20 protein-coding genes are annotated in these 24,707 nt (G+C 70.9%); 12 read left to right on the forward strand and 8 right to left on the reverse strand.

What is annotated here, in order from left to right; all coding sequences use genetic code 11:
* Positions 1–394: 394 nt before the first annotated feature.
* The 3 genes from ABD830_RS04500 to ABD830_RS04510 all read left to right on the forward strand — a co-directional run bounded on the left by ABD830_RS04500 (position 395) and on the right by ABD830_RS04510 (position 2,384).
* Positions 395–1,156 carry an alpha/beta fold hydrolase gene (locus ABD830_RS04500; protein ID WP_344985050.1) on the forward strand — a complete coding sequence of 254 codons (762 nt, stop codon included), beginning with the start codon at positions 395–397 and terminating at the stop codon, positions 1,154–1,156.
* Between the two features lie 89 nt (positions 1,157–1,245).
* On the forward strand, positions 1,246–1,737 hold the full coding sequence (locus ABD830_RS04505) for a cupin domain-containing protein (RefSeq protein ID WP_344985051.1): 492 nt from the start codon (positions 1,246–1,248) through the stop codon (positions 1,735–1,737).
* Positions 1,737–2,384, forward strand: coding sequence for an ArsR/SmtB family transcription factor (locus ABD830_RS04510; RefSeq protein ID WP_344985052.1), 648 nt, complete (start codon positions 1,737–1,739; stop codon positions 2,382–2,384). Before ABD830_RS04505 ends, ABD830_RS04510 begins: the two co-directional genes overlap by 1 nt.
* Positions 2,385–2,436: 52 nt before the next feature.
* On the opposite strand, the gene uvrB is transcribed toward ABD830_RS04510, so the two are convergent.
* Positions 2,437–4,545: an excinuclease ABC subunit UvrB gene (gene uvrB, locus ABD830_RS04515; RefSeq protein ID WP_344985053.1), complete on the reverse strand. Its 2,109-nt coding sequence runs from the start codon at positions 4,543–4,545 to the stop codon at positions 2,437–2,439.
* Positions 4,546–4,604: 59 nt separating this feature from the next.
* Positions 4,605–4,838: a helix-turn-helix transcriptional regulator gene (locus ABD830_RS04520; RefSeq protein ID WP_344985054.1), complete on the reverse strand. Its 234-nt coding sequence runs from the start codon at positions 4,836–4,838 to the stop codon at positions 4,605–4,607.
* A 202-nt stretch (positions 4,839–5,040) separates the two neighbouring features.
* Here ABD830_RS04520 and ABD830_RS04525 point away from each other — a divergent pair, with 202 nt between their 5' ends.
* The 7 genes from ABD830_RS04525 to ABD830_RS04555 all read left to right on the forward strand — a co-directional run bounded on the left by ABD830_RS04525 (position 5,041) and on the right by ABD830_RS04555 (position 11,711).
* A complete protein-coding gene (locus ABD830_RS04525) occupies positions 5,041–6,645 on the forward strand; it encodes an SPFH domain-containing protein (protein WP_344985055.1) in 1,605 nt (534 codons plus the stop codon).
* 1 nt (position 6,646) lies between these two features.
* Positions 6,647–7,888, forward strand: a complete 1,242-nt coding sequence (locus ABD830_RS04530; protein WP_344985056.1) for an SPFH domain-containing protein — start codon at positions 6,647–6,649, stop codon at positions 7,886–7,888.
* Between the two features lie 9 nt (positions 7,889–7,897).
* Positions 7,898–8,671: a sporulation protein gene (locus ABD830_RS04535; RefSeq protein WP_344985057.1), complete on the forward strand. Its 774-nt coding sequence runs from the start codon at positions 7,898–7,900 to the stop codon at positions 8,669–8,671.
* Positions 8,672–8,826: 155 nt separating this feature from the next.
* Complete coding sequence (locus tag ABD830_RS04540; RefSeq protein WP_344985060.1) at positions 8,827–9,933, forward strand: hypothetical protein; 1,107 nt, start codon at positions 8,827–8,829, stop codon at positions 9,931–9,933.
* Complete coding sequence (locus ABD830_RS04545) at positions 9,930–10,547, forward strand: hypothetical protein (protein ID WP_344985062.1); 618 nt, start codon at positions 9,930–9,932, stop codon at positions 10,545–10,547. Before ABD830_RS04540 ends, ABD830_RS04545 begins: the two co-directional genes overlap by 4 nt.
* A 10-nt stretch (positions 10,548–10,557) precedes the next feature.
* Complete coding sequence (locus tag ABD830_RS04550) at positions 10,558–11,373, forward strand: inositol monophosphatase family protein (protein ID WP_344985064.1); 816 nt, start codon at positions 10,558–10,560, stop codon at positions 11,371–11,373.
* Positions 11,374–11,468: 95 nt separating this feature from the next.
* Entirely contained in the window at positions 11,469–11,711 is a 243-nt protein-coding gene (locus ABD830_RS04555) for a hypothetical protein (RefSeq protein ID WP_344985065.1), read from the forward strand.
* 13 nt (positions 11,712–11,724) lie between these two features.
* Here the strand turns inward: ABD830_RS04555 and ABD830_RS04560 are convergent, their stop codons facing one another.
* Positions 11,725–12,897 (reverse strand): ArsB/NhaD family transporter, encoded by a 1,173-nt coding sequence (locus ABD830_RS04560; RefSeq protein ID WP_344985067.1) that lies wholly within the window; start codon positions 12,895–12,897, stop codon positions 11,725–11,727.
* A 182-nt stretch (positions 12,898–13,079) separates the two neighbouring features.
* Here ABD830_RS04560 and ABD830_RS04565 point away from each other — a divergent pair, with 182 nt between their 5' ends.
* Positions 13,080–18,653 carry a WD40 domain-containing protein gene (locus ABD830_RS04565; RefSeq protein WP_344985068.1) on the forward strand — a complete coding sequence of 1,858 codons (5,574 nt, stop codon included), beginning with the start codon at positions 13,080–13,082 and terminating at the stop codon, positions 18,651–18,653.
* 17 nt (positions 18,654–18,670) lie between these two features.
* Here ABD830_RS04565 and coaE read toward each other — a convergent pair whose 3' ends face one another.
* Positions 18,671–19,273, reverse strand: coding sequence for a dephospho-CoA kinase (gene coaE / locus ABD830_RS04570; RefSeq protein ID WP_344985069.1), 603 nt, complete (start codon positions 19,271–19,273; stop codon positions 18,671–18,673).
* Positions 19,274–19,304: 31 nt separating this feature from the next.
* Between coaE and ABD830_RS04575 the strand changes: the two genes are divergently transcribed.
* On the forward strand, positions 19,305–19,991 hold the full coding sequence (locus ABD830_RS04575; protein WP_344985070.1) for a Clp protease N-terminal domain-containing protein: 687 nt from the start codon (positions 19,305–19,307) through the stop codon (positions 19,989–19,991).
* Here ABD830_RS04575 and ABD830_RS04580 read toward each other — a convergent pair.
* The 4 genes from ABD830_RS04580 to rpsA form a co-directional block, all read right to left on the reverse strand.
* On the reverse strand, positions 19,879–20,349 hold the full coding sequence (locus tag ABD830_RS04580) for a GNAT family N-acetyltransferase (protein ID WP_344987622.1): 471 nt from the start codon (positions 20,347–20,349) through the stop codon (positions 19,879–19,881). The two genes, ABD830_RS04575 and ABD830_RS04580, sit on opposite strands and share 113 nt — an antisense overlap.
* Positions 20,350–20,375: 26 nt before the next feature.
* The gene (locus tag ABD830_RS04585) at positions 20,376–21,830 is read right to left on the reverse strand and encodes a hypothetical protein (RefSeq protein WP_344985071.1); all 1,455 of its coding nucleotides are present in this window, start codon (positions 21,828–21,830) and stop codon (positions 20,376–20,378) included.
* A gap of 109 nt (positions 21,831–21,939) precedes the next feature.
* A complete protein-coding gene (locus ABD830_RS04590; RefSeq protein WP_344985072.1) occupies positions 21,940–23,073 on the reverse strand; it encodes an epoxide hydrolase family protein in 1,134 nt (377 codons plus the stop codon).
* Positions 23,074–23,203: 130 nt separating this feature from the next.
* Positions 23,204–24,685: a 30S ribosomal protein S1 gene (rpsA, locus tag ABD830_RS04595; protein ID WP_344985073.1), complete on the reverse strand. Its 1,482-nt coding sequence runs from the start codon at positions 24,683–24,685 to the stop codon at positions 23,204–23,206.
* Between the last annotated feature and the right edge of the window lie 22 nt (positions 24,686–24,707).

Genomic DNA, 24,707 nt, shown 5'->3' on the forward strand with positions numbered 1-24,707 from the left:
TCGCGCCGCGCGACGGCCTTGCCCGGTCGCGGAATTCGGCGAGCAGTCATCCACTCTCCGCCCGACGTCGAAGAGATGATGGAAACCGCCGATCGACAGGGGACTCACATGCGTGCTGCCATCAGGTTCGTCGTCATGCTCGCCGTGGCGCTGGCCGCCGCCGCGGCCATGCAGGCCGCGGCCTCCGCCGCCACAGCCATCGAGTACGGGCTCCTCTAGACCTCTTCAGGCCTGGTCGCGGGACCGGGATCGCCTCGGGGAGTCCGGGCTGCCACGGCCGGGGAGCACGGCTGAAGAACGGACGTCGGAGGAGGTGGGACGGCAAGCTCACGGCTCCTCGGGGTAGGGTCCGCTGTCTTGAAGTGCTCAAGCGAGTCGATGTGGAGGAGACCCCATGCACGATGCCATCGTTCACCCCAACGGCGCCCGCATACGCTGGGTCGAGCTGCCAGGGGCCGATCCGGCGCGGGTCTACGTTCACGGGCTCGGCGCCACCTCGGCCCCCTACTACGCGGAGGTCGCCACCCACCCGCTCCTCCCCCGGAAGCGTTCCCTCCTGATCGACCTGCTCGGCTTCGGCATCAGTGACCGGCCGGGCGACTTCCCCTACACCCTCGAGGCCCACTCCGACACCCTGGCCGAGGCGTTGCGCAAGGCCGGGGTCGCCGGATCGTCGATGATCGCCCACAGCATGGGCGGCGCGGTGGCGATCGTCCTGGCCGCACGCCATCCGGAGCTGGTCGCGAACCTGGTCCTCGTGGACGCCAACCTCGACCCGTATCCGCCCTCCGTCGTCCAGCCGGGCAGCAGCGGGATCGCGAGCTACACCGAGGAGGAGTTCGTGTCGCAGGGGTGGAAGGAGGTACGCGACCGCGTGGGCCCCCACTGGTGGTCGACGATGCGGCTCGCGGACCTGCGCGGACTCCACCGCACGGCGGTCAGCCTGGCCGCCGGCACCACGCCCACCATGCGCGAAATCCTCAAGACGCTCCCCATCCCCCGCGCCTTCCTCCATCCGGAGAGCGACCCGCCCAGGGACGCCGAGGGCCTGCGGGCGAGCGGCGTCCAGGTCGCCGCGATCCCGGAGTCGGGGCACAACATCATGCTCGACAACCCCGAAGCCTTCGTCCGCACCCTGGCCACCCTCCTTCCCTAGCCGAGGCCGGTCGTCCCGCGGCCCGCGTGTTGCCACGCGAATGCCGCGAGGGATATTCTAAAATTCCTTAGAGTTTAAGAGGAGATGGCATGTCCTACCCCGAGCCTCGTTACCTGGGAGAGTCCGGCGAACACAGCGGCGTCCTGCGCACGGTCGACACCCCGCCCGACCTGTCGATGGCCAGCGGCACGCAGGTGCACTACCTCGGCACGGGCGGCTCGACGAACGGCGCGTTCGGCCTGTACCGATGGGAGATGGGCCCGCGCCCGGGCGGCCCTGGCGCGCACTTCCACCGCACGATGACCGAATCGTTCTACGTGCTGTCCGGCACCATCCGGCTCTACAACGGCGAGAAGTGGACCGACGCCAGGCCCGGCGACTTCCTGTACGTGCCCGAGGGCGGCGTGCACGCCTTCCGCAACGAATCGGGCGAACCCGCCTCGATGCTGATCCTCTTTACCCCCGGCGCGCCCCGCGAGGCGTACTTCGAGGAGCTCGCCGACATCGCCGGCACCGGCCGCGAGCTCACCCCCGAGGAGTGGACGGAGCTGTATCTGCGCCACGACCAGTACATGGTCTGATGTCCGAGTTCCCGGAGGAGCCGATCTACCAGCAGCTGGCCCGTGTCGGCAAGGCCCTGGCCAGCCCGGTGCGGTTGCGCCTGCTGGACGTGCTCGACCAGCGTGAGAGCACGGTCGAGGAACTGGCCCACGCGGCGGGAGTCGCGCTCAAGAACACGTCGGCCCAGCTCCAGCACCTGCGTGCCGCCCGCCTGGTGACCAGCAGGAAAGAGGGCACCAGGGTCTACTACCGGCTGGCGGACGAGCGGGTGTCGCGCTTCCTGGGAGAACTGCAGGAGTTCGCGGACGAGCGGCTGGCCGATCTGCGCGAGACCGTACGGGCGCGACTCGGCTCTCTGGATGGCGTGACCGCAGACGAGCTGGCCTCCCGTCTGACCGATCCCGGCACGGTGGTCGTGGACGTGCGCCCCGCCACCGACTACGCGGCGGGGCACCTGCCAGGGGCGATCTCACTGCCCCTGGCAGAGCTGCGCGAACGCCTGGACGAGCTGCCAGGACAGGCGCGGATCGTGGCGTACTGCGGCGGGCCGTACTGCGCGGTGTCCTCAGAGGCCGTACGCATCCTGAGCGAACACGGCTACGACGCCGGCACCCTCGATGGCGGCTATCTCGGCTGGCGACGCCGCGAAAGACCACTGGAACGGTGAGCCGCCACCTGCTTGAGACCCTCTGCTGACCTTCGGCGTCACGCGCCCGGCGTCACTTCACCCCCGCCTCGCGCATGTCGCGCAGCTCGCGCTTGAGCTCCTTGATCTCGTCGCGCAACCGGGCCGCCACCTCGAACTGCAGGTCGGCGGCCGACTGGTGCATCTGCTCGGTCAGCGACTCGATCAGGGACTCCATCTGCGCCCGCGGCATCTCGCCCGCGATCGCCTTGGCGTGCTGGCCGGCCTGCCGGGGACCGAAGCCGGGCACCGGGGCCTTGCCGCGCGACTGCTGCCGGCCGCCGCCGAGCAGGCGGTCGGTGTCGGCGTCCTCGCGCTGCAGCGAGTCGAGGATGTCGGCGATCTTCTTGCGCAGCGGCTGCGGGTCGATGCCGTTGGCCTGGTTGTAGGCGATCTGCTTGGCCCGCCGCCGGTTGGTCTCGTCGATCGCCCGCTCCATGGAGGGCGTGACCTTGTCGGCGTACATGTGGACCTGGCCGGACACGTTACGGGCGGCGCGGCCGATGGTCTGGATCAGCGACGTCTCCGAGCGCAGGAAGCCCTCCTTGTCGGCGTCGAGGATGGCCACCAGCGACACCTCGGGCAGGTCGAGGCCCTCGCGGAGCAGGTTGATGCCGACGAGCACGTCGAACTCGCCCGTGCGCAGCTCCCGCAGCAGCTCGATGCGGCGCAGCGTGTCGACCTCGCTGTGCAGGTAGCGCACCCGGATGCCGAGCTCCAGGAGGTAGTCGGTCAGGTCTTCGGCCATCTTCTTGGTCAGCGTCGTGACCAGCACGCGCTCGTCGCGCTCGGCCCGCTCGCGGATCTCGTGGACCAGGTCGTCGATCTGCCCCTTGGTCGGCTTGACCACGATCTCGGGGTCGACCAGGCCGGTCGGGCGGATGACCTGCTCGACGACCTCGCCCTTGACCCGCCCCAGCTCGTACGGCCCCGGCGTGGCCGACAGGTAGACCGTCTGCCCGATGCGCTCGAGGAACTCCTCCCACTTCAGCGGCCGGTTGTCGAGCGCCGACGGCAACCGGAACCCGTGGTCGACCAGCGTGCGCTTGCGCGAGGCGTCGCCTTCGTACATGGCGCCGATCTGCGGCACGGTCTGGTGGGACTCGTCGAGGACGAGGAGGAAGTCCTCGGGGAAGTAGTCGAGCAGCGTGTTGGGCGCGCTGCCGGGCTCGCGCCCGTCCATGTGGCGCGAGTAGTTCTCGATGCCGGAACAGGTGCCGATCTGCCGCATCATCTCGATGTCGTACGTCGTGCGCATCCGCAGCCGCTGCGCCTCCAGCAGCTTGCCCTGGCGCTCCAGCTCCTCCAGCCGCCCGGCGAGCTCCGCCTCGATGCCCGCCACGGCGGCGGCCATGCGCGCCTCGCCCGCGACGTAGTGGGAGGCGGGGAAGATGTAGAGCTCCTCGTCCTCCGTGATGACCTCGCCGGTCAGCGGATGCATGGTCGAGAGCTTCTCGATCTCGTCGCCGAACATCTCGATGCGCACGGCCAGCTCTTCGTACTTCGGGATGATCTCGATCGTGTCGCCCCGAACCCGGAACGTGCCCCGCGTGAAGGCCAGGTCGTTACGCGTGTACTGCATGTCGACCAGGCGGCGCAGGAGCTGGTCGCGGTCGATGTCCATGCCGACGCGGAGCCTGGCCATGCGGTCGACGTATTCCTGCGGCGTGCCCAGGCCGTAGATGCACGACACGGAGGCGACCACGATGGTGTCACGGCGGGTGAGCAGCGAGTTGGTCGCCGAGTGGCGCAGCCGCTCGACCTCGTCGTTGATCGAGGAGTCCTTCTCGATGTACGTGTCGCTCTGCGGGACGTACGCCTCCGGCTGGTAATAATCGTAATAAGAAACGAAATATTCGACCGCGTTGTTGGGCAGCATCTCCCGCAGCTCGTTGGCGAACTGCGCGGCGAGCGTCTTGTTGGGCTGCATGACCAGGGCGGGCCGCTGCAGCCGCTCGATGAGCCACGCGATGGAGGCCGTCTTGCCGGTGCCGGTGGCGCCCAGCAGCACGCTGTCCTTCTCCCCGGCCTTGACGCGGCGCTCCAGCTCGGCGATGGCCGTCGGCTGGTCGCCGGAGGGAGTCATCTCGGTGACGACTTCGAACGGCGCCACCTTCCGCTGCAAATCTGTGACCGGTCGCATGTTGCCACTGTAGGCCGCCCCACCGACAGAAACGTCACCCGCAGGGGAAGGGGTAAAGGTCAGGCCGAGCGCTCGCCTATGCGCGGGAACGGGGTGGTGGAGAAGACGACCTCCACCGGCACCTCGAAGTACTCCGCTATCCGCAGCGCCAGGTGGAGGCTCGGGCTGTATTCGCCGCGCTCCAGGTAGCCGACGGTCTGGTAGTGCACGCCCAGAGCGTCGGAGAGCTGCCTGCGGGTGACGCCGCGTTCGGCGCGCAGCAGCGCGATGCGGTTGTAGACGGTCTCACTCATCGACGCACATCTTCTCAGCTGACGCAGCATCTCCCGCTGACGGCGTGCCGCTTTGCGCTCATCGCCTCTTCAGATAGTAGGACTACTACACCAATAGCATACCTACTACGAGAAGCAGAAGACATATGACATCCCGTTGCAAGCGAACAGTAAGTCACACCCGATACGGTCGGATTCGCCTGTAGTGGAAAAGGAAGGTTCGATGTCACGACCCAGAGAGGCACTGATCCAGGCAGGGCAGGGCATGGCCCAAGCGGTTGCCCAAGGGGGTGACGTACGGCAGGCGATGGGGCAGGCAGTGGGCCAGTTCGTCGACCAGGCCGGGCAGCTGGCCGGCCAGGCCCGGGGCTTCGCGCTGAACCCGCACGACTTCGCCGCGGCCCGTGACGGCGGCGTGTCCGTCGGCACCGTCATCGAGGCCAGAACGGCGTCGCTGAACGAGGCCGGCGAGATCGTCAACCGCAGCTTCACCGAGAACGGCATGCACGTCATCTCACCCGTGGTGATCCCCAAGGGCACCACCGCGAAGGTGATCGTGCCGCTGGGCATCCTGGTGGTGCTCGGCCTGATCGGCGCGCTCGGCAACGTCATCCCCAACACCGATCTCATCTTCGGGCCGCACTACTGGGTGGTGCTGGTCCTGGCGGCCGCGTTCCTGTGGTGGCGGCGCAGCGTGGTGATGGTGCCCGAGGGCTGCAAGGCGCTGATCACCAAGTTCGGCAAGCTGGTGCACATCGCGGACCCGGGCCGGGTGACGCTGTTCAACCCGTGGAAGCGGGTCAGCTACATCGTCAACACCACCCGCGAGTACCCGTTCAACGCCCCGATCAGCGAGGCCCCGACCCAGCAGGGCGTCAAGGCGAGCGTGGACCTGTTCCTGCAGTTCAGGATCGAGAACCCGGCGGAGTTCATCTTCGTGCTCGGCTCGGTCAGCGGCTTCCAGTCCAAGCTCCAGAACGCCATCAGCGAGGTCACCCGCTCCCTCATCTACGCCCAGCGGGCCGAGGAGATCTACGACCTGGTCGGCGAGAGCACGGTCGGCATGCTGGACAGCCTCAACCAGCAGTTCCTGCCCGCCGTACGGCTCACCGACGTGAACATCACGCACGCCGAGCCGTCCAGCCAGGAGTACCGGATGGACCTGGCCGCCCCCGAGATGGTCCGCGTCGCCAAGGAGGCCTACACCTACGAGTACGAGCTCCAGCTGCGCAAGGAGCAGAACGAGGGCGACCTGGTCAAGGAGCTGGCCGGGCTGCAGGAGACGCTGAGCGCCATCCAGGCGGAGATCGCCGGCTACCAGGCCCGCATGGACACCGCGCTCGAACGCGCCAGCCACCAGGCCACCGCACAGGCCAGGCAGCGCCTGGTCGAGGCCGAGTCCACGGCCAACGCCAACGCCGCGCTCCTGGAGGCGCAGGCGCTGGACATCCGGGCGCTGTCGGCCGCCGAGGCGCCCGAGATCCTCGACTACCGCTTCCAGCAGGACCTGCTGAACAAGCTGGAGTCGGTCGCCACCAGGCTGCCGCAGGTGGTGCAGGTGGGCGAGCAGACCGACATCGACTTCCTGGCCCTGGCACAGCAGCTCGTGGGCGGCAAGGGCGCCGCGCTGTTCTCCGCCGACGACATGGCCGCGATCCGCGCCAGGCTCGACGACATCGGCGAGCGGGTACGCGGCCGCGAGCACGAGATCGCCGCCCTGCTCAAGAAGGCCGCCGCCGACGTGAGCGAGCCCCAGGCCCCGCCGGAGCCGGACGCGGAGCTGGAGCGGACCGTCGAACGCCTGCTGCCCGGGAAGGGGGAGATCTGACATGACACGCGAGTTCTCCAAGATCAAGGAGTCGCTGGCCTCCTGGAGCGACATCCGTCAGCTGCTGCGCGGCGGCGAGCAGGGCCAGCTCGTGCCCGTCGTGATCCCCAAGGACCGGCGCGGCTTCGCGTGGATGGCGCTGGTGTTCCTGGCGGTCTACTTCGCCGGGATGGCGATCCTGACGGACCTCACCGTCATCGCCGCGCTGGCGGCGCTGTTCTTCCTGGCCGTGGCGCTGGTCACGATGTGGCGCAAGGCCATCATCGAGATCGAGGAGGGCACCACCGGCGTACGCAGCCGCTGGGGCGCCATCACCGGCGTCCTCCCGCCGGGCCGCCACTACCTCTGGCTGCCGTGGGACCGGGTGGACGCGGTCGTCGACACCTCCACCGAGATCCCGTACTCGGCGCCGATCGTGGCCTGCCCGACCGCCGAGAACGTGCCGCTGAAGTCGATCGAGTTCTTCCTCAAGTTCCGCATCGTGGACCCGGTCGCGTTCGTCCGCACGATCGGCGCCGGCAACTTCGACCTGGTGCTCTCCAGCGCGGTCCAGGACGCGATCAGGCAACGTAGCCGCAGGGTCAACACCGAGCGCGCGTACGACCTGCGCGGCTCCGACGTCGGCGACATGCAGGACGCGCTCAACCGCCAGCTCGGCCGGTACGGCGTGCGCATCACGGGCGCGAACATCCCCGACGTCCAGCTGCCCGACCAGTACCAGCAGCATCTGGCCACCCGCGAGAAGGTGGCCAAGGAGCTCTCGGCCTACGAGCGCGAGTGGGAGCTGACCCGCAAGCGCCGTATCGACACCCTGCTGATGGAGATCGAGCGCTCCAAGAAGACCCGTGACGCCCGCGTCGTCGAGGTCAAGGCCGCCCACAACAAGGCGCGCAAGGACGTGGCGCGCATGCTGGAGGAGCAGGAGACCGAGGCGCAGCGGGTGACGTGGGAGATCGAGGCGCGCGGCCGGGCCGAGCTGACCGCCGCCGAGAACGAGGCCAAGGCGCTGCGCCGGCTGGCCGAGTCGTACCGGGACAACCGGGCCGTGCTGCAGTACGAGCTGGCCCGCAAGCGCCTCGACGTGGGCGCCAAACTCGCGGAGAACGCCCCCCAGCCGCTGGTCGTACGGACGCAGCAGGGCCAGGCGGACTCCGCGCTGTCGACCCTCCTCCTCGCCCAGTTGCTCCCCCGCATCTCGGGCACGGGTACCGGCCACGTGAACGGCCACACACCTTCCGCATAGGAGAACCCCATGGTGTTCCGCAAGTTAATGGCCGCGTTCGGCGCGGGCGTCGAAGTCGACACGGTGCTGACCAACACCGGCGTGCGCCCCGGCGAGCTCCTGCGCGGCGTCGTCCACTTCCGTGGCGGCAACTCCGACTACAAGGTCGAGGGCATCTACATCGACCTGACCGCCGTGGTGGAGGTCGAGTCGGGCGACAACGAGTACAAGACGACCTACAGCTTCCTGCGCCAGCAGGTCGCGGGGACGTTCCAGCTGGCCGCGGGCGCGCAGCACCAGCAGCCGTTCGAGATCGCGATCCCGTGGGAGACGCCGATCAGCGCCATCGCCGGGCACCCGCTGCACGGCATGAAGCTGGGCGTCCAGACGGAGCTGGCGCTGGCGGGCGCGCTCGACAAGGGCGACCTCGACCCGCTGTTCGTCAGCCCGCTGCCGGCGCAGGACCACGTGATCGGCGCGCTCGACCGGCTGGGCTTCCAGTTCAAGAAGGCCGACCTGGAGCGCGGCACGCTGTACGGCTCGACGATGCCGTTCTTCCAGGAGATCGAGTACTACGCGGGCGGGCAGTGGCGGCGCCACTTCAACGAGCTGGAGCTGACGTTCATCGCCGGGCCGCGGCAGATGGACGTCATCCTGGAGGCCGACAAGCGGGGCGGCTTCCTGACCTCGAGCCACGACGCCTACAACCGCTTCACCGTGCGCTACGACGACCCGCCGCACGCGGCGGACGCGGCGCTGCAGCACGGCCTGGAGGCGATGGCCCGCCACCGCGGCTGGTTCTGACCTTCCCCATGGCCGTCACGGCCGCCCCGCCGCGTGCCGGTGAGGCGGCCGTGACGGCTAGGTGATCGCTCCTTTGCGTGCCCTGGCAGTCGCATGACGCGGTCGTTACGATGATTTCGGGGACTGATCGTCGGACGGCGGGGCGGGGCGGGGCGATGGCACGGTTCATGGCGGCGGTGAAGCGGGTCGTCCCCTGGGCGGCCCAGAACGCCGACGGCGCGATCGCGCTCCTGCTCGCCATCGTGATCGGTGTCGTCGGCATCATGCCCAACGAGATCGTCCCGACCGAGGTGCAGACCCAGCTGGTCAACGCCGCCACGCTGGTCATCATGGCGCTGGTGGCCACCGCGCTGCTGCGCGACCGCGTACGCCAGGCGCCGGTGGAGGAGACGATCACCTCGGGCGCGCTGGCCGAGCTGCCCGTGCGCCTGGCGCGCCTGGAGGAGATCGAGACGCTGGTCGGCAGCACCCGCAAGGCACTCGACTCCCTGCAGCTTGTCCGGGTGCTGGGCAGCAAGGAGGAGATCGCCCAGTCCCACGCCGAGGCGCGCAAGGACACCTCCAGGTGGAGCTTCAAGGGCGGCACCGGCACCTACCTGCGCGCGGTCACCCTGCCCGCGTGCGTCGCGGCGGCCCGCAGGGACAAGCGCCACCTCACGGTCAGGGTCGAGGTGATCGACCCGTCCAACCTCGAGGTGTGCGAGACGTACGCGCACTACCGCCGCTCCCTGTCCGACGCCCCCGACGGCACCGGCGAGATGTGGACGGCCGACCGGGCCAGGAAGGAGTCGTACGCGACGATCCTGGCCGCCTTCTGGCACCGCCAGCGCTACGGCCTGCTCGACATCGCGGTGGGCCTGTCGTCGACGATGACCACGTTCCGCTGGGACGTGTCGGCCACCCGCCTCATCATGACGGTCGAAGACCCCAACAAGGCGATGACCGCGCTGGCCGGCACCTTCTACTACGAGAACTGCGACACCGAGCTGCGGCTCAGCTTCGAGCAGGCGCGGCGGGTGCCGCTGGAGATGTACAAGAAGGTGCCGCTGAGCGACGAGCCCACCATCGAGGAGGTGCAGGAGCTGTTCGAACGCATCGGGGTGCCCCTGCCCAAGTCCTACAACGGCCGCGACGTCGTCGACATCGCCCGCAAAGCGTTACGCGCGGTCGATCCCTATGGCGAGCCGCGTCCAGCGGCTCGCCAACGAGACGGACGTGAGTATGGTGAGCCGCTGCCGGCCGGTCACCCACGAGAGCCATGAGCCATCACGCCGTCCAGCAGCGGGTGCTCGGGGGCGAGGCCAGGTCGTGGGCCCTCGAGGCGCTCTCGGCCGGCCGTCTGACCGCGGTGCGCCACCCGCTCGGATTCGTCTGCCTGCCGCTGGAGCGCGACGGCGGCGAAGGGGTATGCATCCACCTGTGGTCCGACTCGCTCGCGCACGCCGAGAGCACCACCTCGCAGATCCACTGCCACAGCTGGGACCTGGTGAGCCACGTCCTCTACGGCCAGGTCCGCAACGTGCACGTCCTGGTCACCGACACCGTGACGGACGCCACGCACCGGGTGTTCGAGGTGGTCAGCGGCCCCGGCGGCGACCGCATCTCGCCGACCGGGCGCACGGTCCGGCACGCGACGGGCCTGGTGGAGGTGTTCGGGCCCGGCGAGACGTACACGCTGGCCGCCGGCCGCTTCCACAGCAGCGTCGTGCCCGAGGGCGGCGAGGCCGCCACGATCGCGCTCGGTCGCGGCCGCCCCGGCAGCCGCGACCTGTCGCTCGGCCCGCTCGGCGGCGGGCCGCACCACGTGTCCAGGCAGCCGCTGGACGCCCGCGAGACCGAGCTGGCCGTACGCCTGATCACCGCGCACCTGACCTGAGAGGCACCCGATGGACCTGGATCACGCCCGCACGGTCGCCGTCCAAGCCGCCGAGGCCGCGGGAGCGCTCCTCCTGGAGGGCACGCGGGGCACGGTCGGCGTCCAGGCCAAGGGGGATGCCGGCGACGTGGTGACCGATCTCGACCTGGCCTCGGAGAAGCTGCTGCTGGAGCGCATCCTGACGGCGTACCCGTCGCACACGGTGATCGCCGAGGAGTCGGGGCTGGTCGGGGCCGCGGGCGGCGAGTGGACGTGGCTGGTCGACCCGCTCGACGGCACCAACAACGTGGCGATCGGCCTGCCCGCTTATGTGGTGGGCGTGGCGCTGTGCCAGGGCGGGCGTCCCGTGCTCGGAGTGGTGCACGACCCGGTCTCCGCGCACACGTGGTCGGCGATCCGCGGGCGCGGCGCCCTGTCCGCTCCGGCGGGATCGCCCTCAGGGGTACGGCTGGCGCCCCCGTACGCGCCGAGCCCGCACGGGCCGCTGCTGGCCTGGACCCAGGGCTACGACGTGTCGAGGGGCGACGTGGCGGCGCATGCGCTGAAGTCGGCGCTGGAGCTGAACGCGCGCAGGGTGCTGCAGCTGTGGGCGCCGCTGCTGTCGTGGGCGATGCTGGCGCGCGGCGACATCGACGGCATCGTGGGCTACCGGGCCGAGGCGGTGGACCTGCCGGCGGGCGCGCTGCTGGCCAGGGAGGCGGGCATCGAGATCAGGGCGCTGGACGGCGGGCCGTTCGAGGAGTGCTTCGACGGCACGCCCGAGGACCGCAGCTTCGTCGCCGCCCACCCGCGGGCCATGCCCCGGCTGCTCTCCCTCCTCGAATGAGGAGAAATCCACAGAGGATGTGTGTCTTTTGTCGATGAGTTCCGCCGTCGTTCGAGGTCTATTCAGAGGGAACGGCACAAGGGGAGGAGCCCGACATGATGACCACTACCGAGCTGGCGCAGGTGCTCTTCGCGACCGCTCTGCAGCCGTCCGACCGGCTGTCCCCGTACCAGATCCGCGCGGCCGTGGACGAGCGGCTGTGCGCGTGCGGCGGCGACCCGGACTGGTGCGCGGCGTACGTGGCGCAGGAGGCCGGCGACCACCCCGAGAGGTACGTCGTGCGGATGCGCTGGGCGCTCGACGCGGTCGCCGGCGCCTACGCGCCGGCCGCCGCCTGATCGCTGCCTCGGCTCAGCCGAAGTGCACCAGCGCCCACACCGTGGCGAGCAGGCCCACCACGGCCAGGCCCGTGCCGGTGAGCAAGAAGCGGCCCATCGGCACCTTGACCTCGTGCCGGCGGCACGACTCGAACCACAGCAGCGTGGCCAGCGACGCCCACGGCGTGATGACCGGGCCCACGTTGGTGCCCGCCAGCAGGGCCAGCAACTGGTCCTGACTCGTGGGCGGGATGACGGTCTCGACGGCCTTGTACGCGGGCAGGTTGTTGATCGTGTTGGAGAGCCCGGCCCCGACGGCGGCCGTGCGGTACGGGTCGCCCTCCGTGCCGATCATCCACGTCATCAGGTCGGACAGGCCGTGCCTGCTGAGCGTGGGCACCACGAGGAACAGCCCGGTGACGAAGATGACGAGCTGCCACGGGATGAGGCTCAACGTCAGGCGCTTGCGGGCGCGTACCAGGAAGGCCGCCACGACGATCACGGCCGCTGCCGTGGCGGCGACGGCCACGTGCGCCTTGAGCAGCAGCAGGACGATGAAGAGCAGGCAGCCCGCCGACGCGGCCCCGAACAGCACGCGGTCGGCCACCGGCTCCAGCAGCGGCGGCGTGTAGCGCAGGTCGCGCCGCTCGCCGCGGCGCCAGTAGAACGCCCACAGGAACGCCATCGTCACCGCGATCGAGGCGAGCTGCGGCGCCCACATGCGCGCGGCGAACTCCTGGGCGTCCAGGCCGATCTTCTCCATGCCCAGGAGGTTCGTCAGGTTGGAGACGGGGAGCAGCAGGCTCGCGGTGTTGGCCAGCCAGATCGTGGTCATGGCCAGAGGGAGGGCGGCGATGCGGGCCTTGGGGGCCAGGGCGAGCATGACGGGGGTGAGCAGCACCGCCGTCGTGTCCAAGTTCAGAAATATCGTGATAAATGACGCAAAAGCGGTGCAAAGAAAGAAGAGCGCGGCGTAGTTGCCACGCCCGAGCACCGCCATTCTCGCCGCGATGGCGTCGAAGACCTGAGCCTCCTTGGTGAGCTCGGCCAGCACGATGATCGCCACCAGGAAGATCAGCAGCGGCCAGATCTCGTCCAGGCTGTCGGCCGCCGCCTTCCACGGCAGCAGCCCGGTCGGCACGGCCACCACACCGAGACCGAGGAGCCCGATCCTGATCCTGTCGAGCACGCCAAGACGCCGCCACACCCGTCGAATCCTATGGGGTGCACGGTCCGATCGCGGAAAACCCTTGTCCCTGCTTATGGCCTCACTGCGTGAGGCGGCTCGGTCGCTCAGATCCGTCGCCTTCCCTCGTCGCTCTGGTCGCTGCGCTCCCGACGCTCCTCAGTCCAGGCGACGGCGCTCCCTCGCGGGGGGATACTGTCGGCATGGCACGTGACGGCAGGCCGACCGAGATCTTCGTCAGCTACTCCCCGGCCGACACGGCCTGGGCCACCTGGATCGCATGGGAGCTCGAGGCGGCGGGCTACCGGACGATGATCCAGGCGTGGGACTTCGTGCCGGGCACCAACTTCATCGACTTCATGGACCGCGGCGTCAGCGAGGCGCAACTGGTCGTCGCGGTGCTCTCGCGCAACTACCTGACCTCGCGCTACGGCCGGATGGAGTGGCAGGCGGCGCTGCGGGCCGACCCGGACAACCCCTCCAACAAGCTCGTCACGATCAGGCTGGAGGACGTCCGGCTCGAGGGCCTGCTGTCCACGATCACCTGGGTCGATCTGCTCGGCGTCACCGACCCGGGGCAGGCCAGGGCGCTGCTGCTGGGCAGGGTGCGGGAGGCGCTGGCGGGCCGGGCCAAGCCGGAGGCGGCGCCCGCGTTCCCCGACGGCTCCGGCGTGCCGGCGCCCGCGCCGACGCTGCCCGAGCCGGGCGAGCGGGCCAGGGCGCGGCGCACGCCCGTGACGGCGCCGAAGTTCCCTCCGGCGGCCAAGGCCGACCAGGCGCGCGGGTCGATCAGCGTGCTGCACATCGGCGGCCCCAGATTCGGCAGGGCGCTGCCCGATCCCGGCGAGCCGTTCACGCCGGAGGACATGCAGGCGCGGATCTGGGCGGATCTGACCGCCATGTACGACCGGGGCATGCCGCGTCCCGACCTCATGGTGGTCAGCGGCGACCTGACCGAGTCGGGCAGTCTAGGGCAGTTCGGGCAGGCTACGCGGTTCGTGACCGACCTGCGGCTGCTGATCGGGCTGGAGCCGCACCGGCTGGTGCTGCTGCCCGGGCCGCGCGACGTGACCAAGGCCGCGGCCAGCGCGTACTTCATGACCTGCGAGGCCGACGACGTGAGCCCGCAGCCTCCCTACTGGCCCAAGTGGCGGCATTTCGCGGGGCTGTTCGGCGAGGTGTACCAGGGGCTGGACGACCGGGTGTTCGACGGCGGGCAGCCGTGGACGCTGTTCGAGGTGCCCGATCTGAAGGTGGTCGTGGCGGGGCTCAACTCGACGATGGCGATGAGCCATCTGGAGCGCGACGCGTACGCGCAGCTCGGCGAGGCGCAGGCGGCCTGGTTCGCCGAGCGGCTGCGGCCGTACGAGGAGGGCGCGTGGCTGCGGCTGGGCGCGATCGGGCATCCGCCGGGCGAGCTGCGGGACGCGCCGGCGTTCGAGCGGCTGCTGGCACACCGGCTCAACCTGCTCTTCCACGGGGGCGCGGCCGAGGCACCGAGTGATGGGAACGGGGGCCGGATCGCGGCCCCGCGCTCCGGGCGGCACCACGTCGTCGAGATCACCCCTGACGGGCTGCGTACCTGGCTGCCCCACGGGGGCGAGCCCGAGCTGGTCCCGCACCGGTGGAGGGCCGTGCAGGCCACGTTCACCGGGGAGAGCCCGTCGGCCGAGCCGCCCGCGCCCAAGCCGGACGAGCGCGCGCCCAGCCCGGTCGAGCTGCTGCTCGACCGCATCGCGGAGGTCTGTGAGGCCAGGCACGAGCGGGCCAGGATCCGCAGGTTCGACTCGCATCTGGTGGTCACCCACCCCGAGGACGGTTTCGTCCGGCAGACGCTGATCGGCGCGCATGTGGGCGAGCTGACCGAGAGCGCCGCCGACGGGTTCGTCCGGCAGGCGCACGCCACCGGGCTGACCGCCGAGCTGGTCTTCCAGGGCCCGCCCGCCCCCCGGGCGCTCCGCGACGACCTGATGCGCAAGGGGGTGCGGCTGCGCAGCTTCGCCGAGTTCCAGGGCCTGCTCGACCTGACCGGCTACGTCACCGAGCAGACGGCCCGGCTCACCACTGACCGCCGCTACCCGCCCGGCCTGTACGTGCCGCAGCGCTACCGCGAGCTCGACCGCCCGGGAAACCAGATCAAGCAAGGACTGACCGACGAGCTCATGCGGCTGCTGGCCACCGACCACGGCCGTTTCCTGCTGCTGCTCGGCGACTTCGGCCACGGCAAGACGTTCGCGCTGCGCGAGCTGGCCCGGCGCATCCCGGCCGAGCTGCCGCACCTGACGCCGATCCTGATCGAGCTGCGCGCCCTGGACAAGTCACACTCGGTGGACGCGCTGGTGGCGGCCCACCTGGCGAGCCACGGCGAGGAGTTCATCGACCTGAAGGCGTTCCGCTACCTGCTCAGGCAGGGGCGGATCGTGCTGCTGTTCGACGGGTTCGACGAGCTGGTGACCCGGCTGACGTTCGACCGGGCGGCCGATCACCTGGCCACGCTGCTGGCGGCGGCCGATGACAAGGCGAAGATCGTGGTCGCCAGCCGTACGCAGCACTTCAAGTCGCACAGCCAGGTGCTGACCTCGCTCGGCGAGATGGTCGGGGTGCTGCCGCAGCGGCGGGTGCTCAGCGTCGAGGACTTCACGCACGACCAGATCCGCTCCTACCTGGCCAACCGCTTCGACGACGGCGACGAGGCCAGGGCGCGCATGTCGCTGATGAGCGAGATCGCGGACCTGCTCGCGCTGGCGCAGAACCCGCGCATGCTGACCTTCATCGCCGACCTCGACGCCGACCGCCTGCGTACGGTGGCCGGCGCCCGCCACACGATCAGCCCCGCCCTGCTGTACGACGAGATCCTCAGCTCCTGGCTGGCCTTCGAGGAACGGCGGGCCAGGGTCCCCGGTTCGGCCGCCGCGCTGACCGTCGAGGAGCTGTGGCGGGTGGTCACCGTGCTGGCGGTGCGGCTGTGGGGCACCGGCGAGTCGCTACTGGGCGTGGACGAGCTGACCGAGATCGGCGAGACGCTGACCGACCTGTCCGACGGGCAGCTGTCGGCGGCGCACGCGGCGTACCGGATGGGCTCGGGCAGCCTGCTGGTGCGGACCGAGGAGGGGATGTTCGGGTTCATCCACGCGTCGGTGATGGAGTGGCTGATCGCCCGCCACATCGCCCTAGACAACCTCGCCCTGCTGTCACGCAGGCCGCTGTCGGCGCTGACCGTGGAGTTCCTGTGCGACCTGGCCGACGTGCGGGCGCTGCGCGCGTGGGTCGCCGACCCGCCCGGCGACGACGTGTCCAGGGCCAACGCGGTCAAGATCGCGGCCAGGCTGCGCACGCCCGCCCGCGCCGACCTGCGCGGCGCCAACCTGAAGGGCGAGGACCTGTCGGCCAGGGACCTGCGCGAGGTGGATCTCACCGGCGCCGACCTGTCCGAGGCCACCCTGGCGGGCACGAACCTGTCCAGGGCCACCCTGCGCGAGGCCAGGCTGGTCGGTGCGCGGCTCGACGGCGCGACGCTGACCGGCGCCGACCTGACCGGCGCCGACCTGTCGGGGGCGCGACTGGCTCAGGTGGACCTGAGCGACGCGGCGGTCGAGGGCGCCCGCTGGCACCGGGCCTCGCTGATCAACGTGACCGGCACGCTGCCCCACCTGCCCGGCGCGGCGGTGGTGCCGGGACAGCCGGTGGAGGTGGAGTTCGCGCCGGCCGGCATCGGCGTCCCGTACGGCTACCACTTCCGGACCAGCCGCCTGCCCGAGCCCATCGCCTACAGCCCCGACGGCGCCACGATCGCGATCGGCAACGAGGACGGCGGCGTGCTGCTCTGCGTCGGCGGCGCACCCGTGCGCACCCTGCAGGGGCACCACGGCCGCGTCTTCGCGGTCACGTTCGCGGGCGACCTGCTGGCCACGGGCGCGAGCGACGGCACCCTGGTGCTGTGGGACGCGCTCACCGGCGAGCGCCTGCGCCGGCTGACCGGCCACGCCGACGGCGTCTGGCCGGTGCGCCTCAGCCCTTCGGGCCACCTGGTGGCCGCAGGAGGCGGCGACGGCGTCGTACGGGTGTGGGAGACCGCCACCGGCCGGCTCGCGCACGAGCTGGGCGGGCACCGGGCGCCGATCTACACGGCGTCGTTCGGCCGCTCCACGCTGGTGACGGGCGACGCGGCCGGCGTGGTGCGGGTCTGGGACCTGGCCTCGGGGCAGGTGAAGGAGACGCTCGAGGGCCACCGCGGCAGCGTCTACCGCGTCGTGCACAGCCCGGACGGCCGCCTGCTGGCCAGCGGCGACGAGGCGGGCACCGTACGCCTCTGGGACACCGCCACGTGGACGCCGCTCCACGTGCTGAGCGGGCACGCGGGCAGCGTCTACTGCGTGACGTTCTCCCCCGACGGCTCGCGGCTGGCCACGGGGGACACGGCGGGCGGCGTACGCGTGTGGGAGGCGTCGGGCGAGTCCCTGGGCGTGCACACCACGCACGCGGCGGCCGTCTATCAGGTGACGTTCAGCCCTGACGGGCAGACGGTGGCCAGCGGCGACTCCGGCGGCGTGGTCCGGCTCCAGCGGGTCGGCGGCGGGCAGCGGGTCGAGCTGACGGGGCACCGCAGCTCGGTCTGGCCGTTCGCGTTCCGGCCCGACGGGCAGCAGCTCGCCACCAGCAGCAACGACGGCACCGTACGCCTGTGGGACCCCGAGTCGGGCAAGTGCCAGCGGGTGCTGCGCGGGCACGGGCGGCGCATCTCGTCCGTCAGGTTCAGCGCCGACGGGTCGATGCTGGCGACCAGCGGCAACGACGGCGTCGTACGCGTGTGGGAGCCGCGCACCGCGCGGCGGCTGCGGGAGTTCACCGGCACGGCCGACCGGCTCATCTCGGCCCTGTTCTCCCCCGCCGGGCCGGTGCTGGCCACCTCCAGCAACGACGGCGGCGTGCACTTCTGGAACGCCACCACCGGCGACTACGAGCGCGAGCTCCACGCCGAGACCGACCACGTCTGGGCCGAGGCGTTCAGCCCCGACGGCAACCTGCTGGCCACGGCCAACGACGACGACAGCGTCAGGATCTGGTACCGCCCGACCGGGCGGCTGTCGGTCAACCTGGCCGACCACCGCGGGCGGGTCCGCTCGATCGCGTTCAGCCCCGACGGCGAGTACGTGGCCACCGGCTGCGACGACAAGCTCGTACGCCTGTGGCACGTGGCCTCCGGCGGCCGGGTGGCCACCCTCGAGGGGCACACCGACCGGGTCTACTCGGTGGCCTTCTCCCCCGACGGCCGCCATCTGGCCAGCGCCGGCAACGACGGCCGGGCCATGCTGTGGGAGCTGCGCCCCGGCCAGGCCTGGCAGCCCCGGCTGCTGCGCGAGCTGCGGCACGAGGGGCGGCTGTGGAGCCTGGCGTTCGACGCCTCGGGCGACCGGCTGGCCACCGGCGGCGACGACCTGGTGGTGCGGGTCTGGGAGACCGCGACCGGGCGGACGCTGCACGAGCTGGCCGGGCACGCCCGCCGGGTGTGGTCGGTCGCCTTCAGCCCCGTCTCCGACCTGCTGGCCAGCGCGGGCGACGACGGCGTGGTGATCCTCTGGGAGGGCGGCGAACGGCGGGCGACCCTGCTCGGGCTGGCCGAGGGGTGGGCGGCGCTGGCTCCCGACGGGCGATACAAGGTGCAAGGGGAGCCCGCGGGGCAGTTCTGGCACGTCATCGGGATGTCGCGGTTCGAGCTGGGCGAGCTCGACCCGTACCTGCCGGGGGTGCGGCAGGTGCCCCTCGACTCACCCTTCTGAGGCCGGAAGCAGCGGGCTCAGCCGCGGGCGGCGCGCCTGGTCAGCTCCTCCCAGACCTCGTCCACCCGGGCGTCCAGCTCGTCGAGCGTGCCCTCGTTGGAGATCACGATGTCGGCCACGGCCAGCCGGTCCTCGCGGCTCGCCTGGGCGGCGATGCGGGCCTCGGCGTCGGCCGCCGGCATGCCGCGGTGCTCGGCCAGGCGCCTGATGCGGGTCTCGTCGGACGCGTCGACGACGATGACCACGTCGTACATGGGGGCCAGGTTGTTCTCGGCGAGCAGCGGCACGTCGTACACGGTGATCGCGTCGTCGGCCGCCCCGCTCTGCAGCTCCGCCACCCGCTCGCCCACCAGCGGGTGGACGATCGCGTTGAGCGCGGCGAGCCGCTCGGAGTCGGCGAAGACGATGGAGCCGAGCTTCTCCCTGTTGAGCGACCCGTCCGGGCGGAGCACCTCGTCACCGAACACGCCCACCACCCTGGCCAGCCCCGGCGTGCCCGGCTCGACCACCTCGCGCGCGATCCTGTCGGCGTCGATCACGACGGCGCCCCTGGCGGCGAGCCGTTTCGACACCTCGCTTTTGCCGGATCCGATCCCGCCCGTGAGCCCTGTTTTCAACACGGGAAAAGCCTACGGGGTCATCATCGAAGGTATGACGTCCACGATCGTACGGGCCGCGCATGAGCAGGCCGCGGCCGTGGGAGACGACTGGGTGGGGCCGCCGCACGTCGTCCTCGCCCTGCTGTCGGGCGACTCCGTGGCCGCGCGGGTGCTGGCCGGGGCGGGGCTGGACCGCGACCGCGCGCTCGAGTGCCTCCCGCAGCACGCCAAGCCCGCGCACCGGGCGGGCGGCTTCGCCAACCCGCACTTCTACAAGCTGTACGGCATCGCGACCGGCCTGGCCCTCGAGGCGGGCCACCGGACGCCGTCGCCGGAACACTGGCTCCTCGCCCTGGCCTACGACGCCGAGGTGGACCGGGACCCGACCACGCTGCACCTGTTCGGGCTGGATCCGGCGGCGGTGGTCGAGGCGCTGCGCGAGCACGGGGTGCAGGCGCCGCCGATCGCGCCGTCCGTGTACGTGCCGTGGCGGGGCCGCCACCAGATCGTCGTGCCCGTCTCCGCGCTCCAGCCCGTCCTCGACCGGCTGAACACCGAGCACCCCGCGGGCTCGGAGTGGCGGTGGGGGTGGAACTGGGTGGACGACGACATGGGCCGCGCCGTGATCACCGCTGAGGAGGGGATCGATCTGGCTCTCTACGCAGGTGGACCAGCGTCAGGTGATCATCCATCCGCTCCCGGTGGGTCTCCCGGTAGCCGAGACGGCGGTAGAGCTTGAGGTTGGTCTCGGACAGGTGCCCCGTGTACAGGTCGAACGCCTCCGCCTGCGGCACCGCCTCGTGCAGGGCCGTCAGCAGGGCCGTGCCGAGGCCCTGACCCTGGCGGTCGGGCGCGACGACCAGGCGGCCGACCAGGCAGGTCGTGCCGGACACCTGCCCGCGCACGGCCCCGACGACCCGGCCGGTGTCGAGCGCCTTGAGCACGACGGCGCTCTCGATGACCTTGCGGACCTGCTCGAGCGACTCGACGAGCGGCGGGATGTACGGGTCGCCGTACAGCTGGGCCTCGCTCACGTAGGCCGCTCGCTGCACGGTGAGGATCTCGCCCGCGTCCGCCGCCACCGCCCGTTCGATCAGCACGCGCAGCACACTACCGCCACTGGTCACGAATACATGCCCGCACTCAGCTCTTTGGGGCAGAAGGTGTCCTTCTCCGGCAGAACGCCGTTGACGAGGTAGTCGTGCACATGGGTCCGCAGGCAGGTCGCGCGGAGCTTGTCCACCCCCTGGAGCAGGTACGCGCCGGGCCCGTCGCCGTGCCACAGCACCCGCGCCCCGGGGATCTCCCCGGGGGGCTGGGCGGAGGGGTCCAGCCGCCCGGCGCCGACCAGCACCGGCCGGCCGTTGCGCACGTCCGGCACGTGCGGAGGCCAGCTCGGGGCGCCCTGCCGCGGTATGCCCAGGCAGCGCGCGACCTCGTACCGGCCGGCCATCCACCCGACCCGCGGCGCCACCTCGCGCAGCCGTGACTCCATGGCGAGGAAGCGCCGGTAGCTCGGCACGGCGGGCATGAAGTCGTGGCAGAACATGGAGCCCGTCACCGTCCCCGGCGGCGTCGGCGCGGTCACGGTGGCCATCGCGGCCAGTGTGCTCGCGTCGCCCTCCCTGGCCGCGGACAGGGCCCGGGCCAGCTCCGGCCAGTGCTGCGGGGCGAGCCCGGCGTTGACGGCGGCCAGCAGCCGCCTGATCTTCACCGTGTGCCCGGGTCCGGCGCTGAGCGGCGTGCTGCGGCGCAGTGCGTCGAGGACCGACACGGCGTCGTCGTCGTGGAGCGAGCAGACCAGGCTGCTCCTGCACCAGTCGCGGAAGGCGATGAGCCGCCGCTCGTCCGCCCGCGCCTCGGCGGTCAGCCGACGCTCCAGGCCGGGCTCGGTGTGGTCGAACCCGCCCTCGAGGTACATCCGGCCGGCCCGGTGCGGGAACAGCTCCAGGTACGCCTGCCCGTACACGGCCCCGTAGGAGGAGCCGAAGTAGCGCAGCCGCGGCTCGCCGAGCGCTTCGCGCAGGGCGTCGAGGTCGTGGGCCACCTGCCAGGACGTGAGGCCCACGTAGCCGGGCCCGGCGGCGTCCCTGCAGCTTCTGTCATAGGCGGCGTTGTCGCGGGCGTAGGAGCGCCATGCGGCCTTCCCAGGGGCGAGGAGCAGGCGCAGCGGGTCGGGCTGGGCCACGGAGCAGCGCACCATGGCCGCGCTCCCCCGGTCCCCGAGCCCGCGCGGCTCGACGAGCACCACGTCGAACCACCTGGTCAGCTCGCTGACCGTGTCGGGCTGGGCGCGGACCGCCTCGATGGTGGGGCCGTAGCCGGTGTTCACCACCAGGGCGCCGAAGCTGTGCGCCGGGTCCTGCGCGGGCATCAGGGCGAGGTCGATCTCGGTACGGGCCGCGTGCGGCCTGGCCCAGTCGACCGGCACGGACAGCTTCGCGCACCGCAACCCGTCGCCGCAGTCCTGCCACTGGGGAAGGGCCGCGGCGGCCCCGCCCGTCGCCGCCTGCGAGACGGCGGCCGCGGCCGCCAGAACGGCCGTCACCAGGATGGTCACCCGCTGAGCCTTGCCCACCGCATTGCCCCTGAGCGTCGTAGGTGTCGACAGCGCAGGTCAGTCTGGCAGCGCCGGGCCCGGAGGGCGGCGGGCTCGCCGGGACCTCCAGGTAAAATCTGCGACCCGCTCAGCGGATCGCCCGGAAAAAGGCTCGTATGCCCGCCACCAGGCTGTCCGGCGCCGCCATGGCGACCATGTGGCTGGGGCTGCGGGCGTCGCCCCAGTAGACGATGTCGTTGTCCCGCTCGGCGATCCGCCGCATCAGCGCGGACCCGCCGTGCGTCACGCCGGTCGGCACCACGCTCTGGTGGATCGGCAGCCCGGCGGCGCCCTCGTAGTACGTCCACGACGACGACGCGCCCGTGTTCGTCAGCCAGTAGAGGGTCGCGTTGGTGAGCACCAGGTCCCGCGCGATCGGCTCGGCGCCCGAACCCCACCCGTCGAACTCCTTGAACCTCTCCACCAGGTACGCGAGCTGCGCCACGGGCGAGTCCGCGAACCCGTGCGCGAGCGTCTGCGGCCTGGCGGCCAGGTAGGGCCCGTACCCGCTGCCTCCGGTCATCCAGGCGGACATCTCCTGGAGCTCGTCCAGCTCCTCTTTGCCCAGCCCTTCGAGCTCCGCGGGATCCCCGGTGGGGATGCCGAGCCCGGCCGTGATGAGCGAGCCGACGACGTGCTCGCTGTCCAGCGCGGCCAGCTGCGGCGTGACCAGCGCCCCCGCGTCGTTGCCGTGGGCGCCGTACCGCTCGTACCCGAGTCTGCGCATGAGCTCGGCCCACGTGCGGGCCACCCGCTCGATGCTCCACGGCCGCTCATCGGCCGGCTCGGGGAACTGTGAGAAGCCGAAGCCCGGGAGGGAGGGCGCGACGACGTGGAAGGCGACGTCGGGGTCGAGCCCGTGCCCTCGGGGGTCGGTGAGCGGGCCGATGACGTCGAGGAACTCGGCGACGGAGTTCGGCCAGCTGTGCGTGATGATCAGTGGCAGCGCCCCGGGCTCGGGCGAGCGGACGTGCAGGAAATGGCTGGTCTGCCCATCGATGTCGGTGGTGAACTGCGGGAACGCGTTCAGCCTGGCCTCCTGCGCCCGCCAGTCGAACCCGTCGGCCCAGTACTCGGTCAGCTCCCGCAGGTACGCCACGGGCACGCCTCGGCTCCACCCGCCGGGCAACTGGCGCGCCCACCTGGTACGCCGCAGCCGCGCCCTCAGGTCGTCGAGGTCTTGCTGGGGAACGGCGATGCGGAACGGCTTGATCTCTTCCATGCCGACCACCATAGGAACCAATGCGGCAAGGTAGATTCCGCGTTCCCCGAGGCACTTGGAGAGAACGCGGAAGGCCCCGCACCACAGTCGGTGCGGGGCCTTCCGGAAACGGGTCAGTCAGACCAGATCGTCAGCTCTGGCCGCCGGCGAGCTTCTCACGCAGAGCCGCGAGGGCCTCGTCGGAGGCGAGGGCGCCACCGGCCGGGGCCGACGAGGAACCGCCCGAGGGAGCCTGCGTCTCGCCGCTGTAGGAGGAGGGAGCAGCCTCGCCCGCCTCCGCCTCGGCCTTGCGGGCCTCCTCGATCTGCTTCCTGTGCGCCTCGAAACGCGTCTGGGCCTCGGCGTACTGCCGCTCCCACTCCTCGCGCTGCTTGTCGAAGCCCTCGAGCCACTCACCGGTCTCGGGGTCGAAGCCCTCGGGATAGATGTAGTTGCCCTGGTCGTCATAGGTGGCGGCCATGCCGTACAGGGTCGGGTCGAACTCGACCTCGGTGCCGACACCCTCGTTCGCCTGCTTCAGCGAGAGGCTGATGCGGCGACGGTCGAGGTCGATGTCGATGATCTTGACGAAGATCTCGTCGCCGACCTGGACGACCTGCTCCGGGATCTCCACGTGACGCTCGGCCAGCTCGGAGATGTGGACCAGGCCCTCGATGCCCTCCTCGACCCGGACGAACGCACCGAACGGCACCAGCTTGGTGACGCGGCCCGGCACGACCTGGCCGATCTGGTGGGTGCGGGCGAACTGCTGCCACGGGTCTTCCTGGGTGGCCTTGAGCGACAGGGAGACGCGCTCGCGCTCCATGTCGACGTCGAGGACCTCGACCGTGACCTCCTGGCCGACCTCGACAACCTCGGACGGGTGGTCGATGTGCTTCCAGGACAGCTCGGACACGTGGACCAGGCCGTCGACCCCACCGAGGTCGACGAAGGCGCCGAAGTTGACGATCGAGGAGACGACGCCCTTGCGGACCTGACCCTTCTGGAGGGTGTTGAGGAACGTCTGGCGGACCTCGGACTGCGTCTGCTCGAGCCAGGCGCGGCGCGACAGAACCACGTTGTTGCGGTTCTTGTCGAGCTCAATGATCTTGGCCTCGAGCTCACGGCCGACGTACGGCTGCAGGTCGCGGACACGGCGCATCTCGACCAGGGAGGCCGGGAGGAAGCCACGGAGGCCGATGTCGAGGATGAGACCACCCTTGACGACCTCGATGACGGTGCCGGTGACGATGCCGTCCTCGTCCTTGATCTTCTCGATCGTGCCCCAGGCGCGCTCGTACTGGGCGCGCTTCTTGGACAGGATCAGGCGGCCCTCTTTGTCCTCCTTCTGGAGAACCAGGGCTTCGACGTGCTCTCCGACTTCCACGACGTCAGCTGGGTCGACATCGTGCTTGATCGAAAGCTCGCGCGAGGGGATGACACCCTCGGTCTTGTAGCCGATATCGAGAAGAACCTCGTCTCGATCGACCTTGACGACGGTGCCCTCGACGATGTCGCCGTCGTTGAAGTACTTGATGGTCTCGTCGATCGCCGCGAGGAAGGCTTCCTCGGACCCGATGTCGTTGACCGCTACCTGCGGGGTGCTCGAGGTGGCCTCAGTGCTGGACGTCATGTGTGGAATTGCTCCGAACGCG

It is taken from the genome of Nonomuraea helvata (assembly GCF_039535785.1).
In the GTDB taxonomy this organism is placed as follows: domain Bacteria; phylum Actinomycetota; class Actinomycetes; order Streptosporangiales; family Streptosporangiaceae; genus Nonomuraea; species Nonomuraea helvata.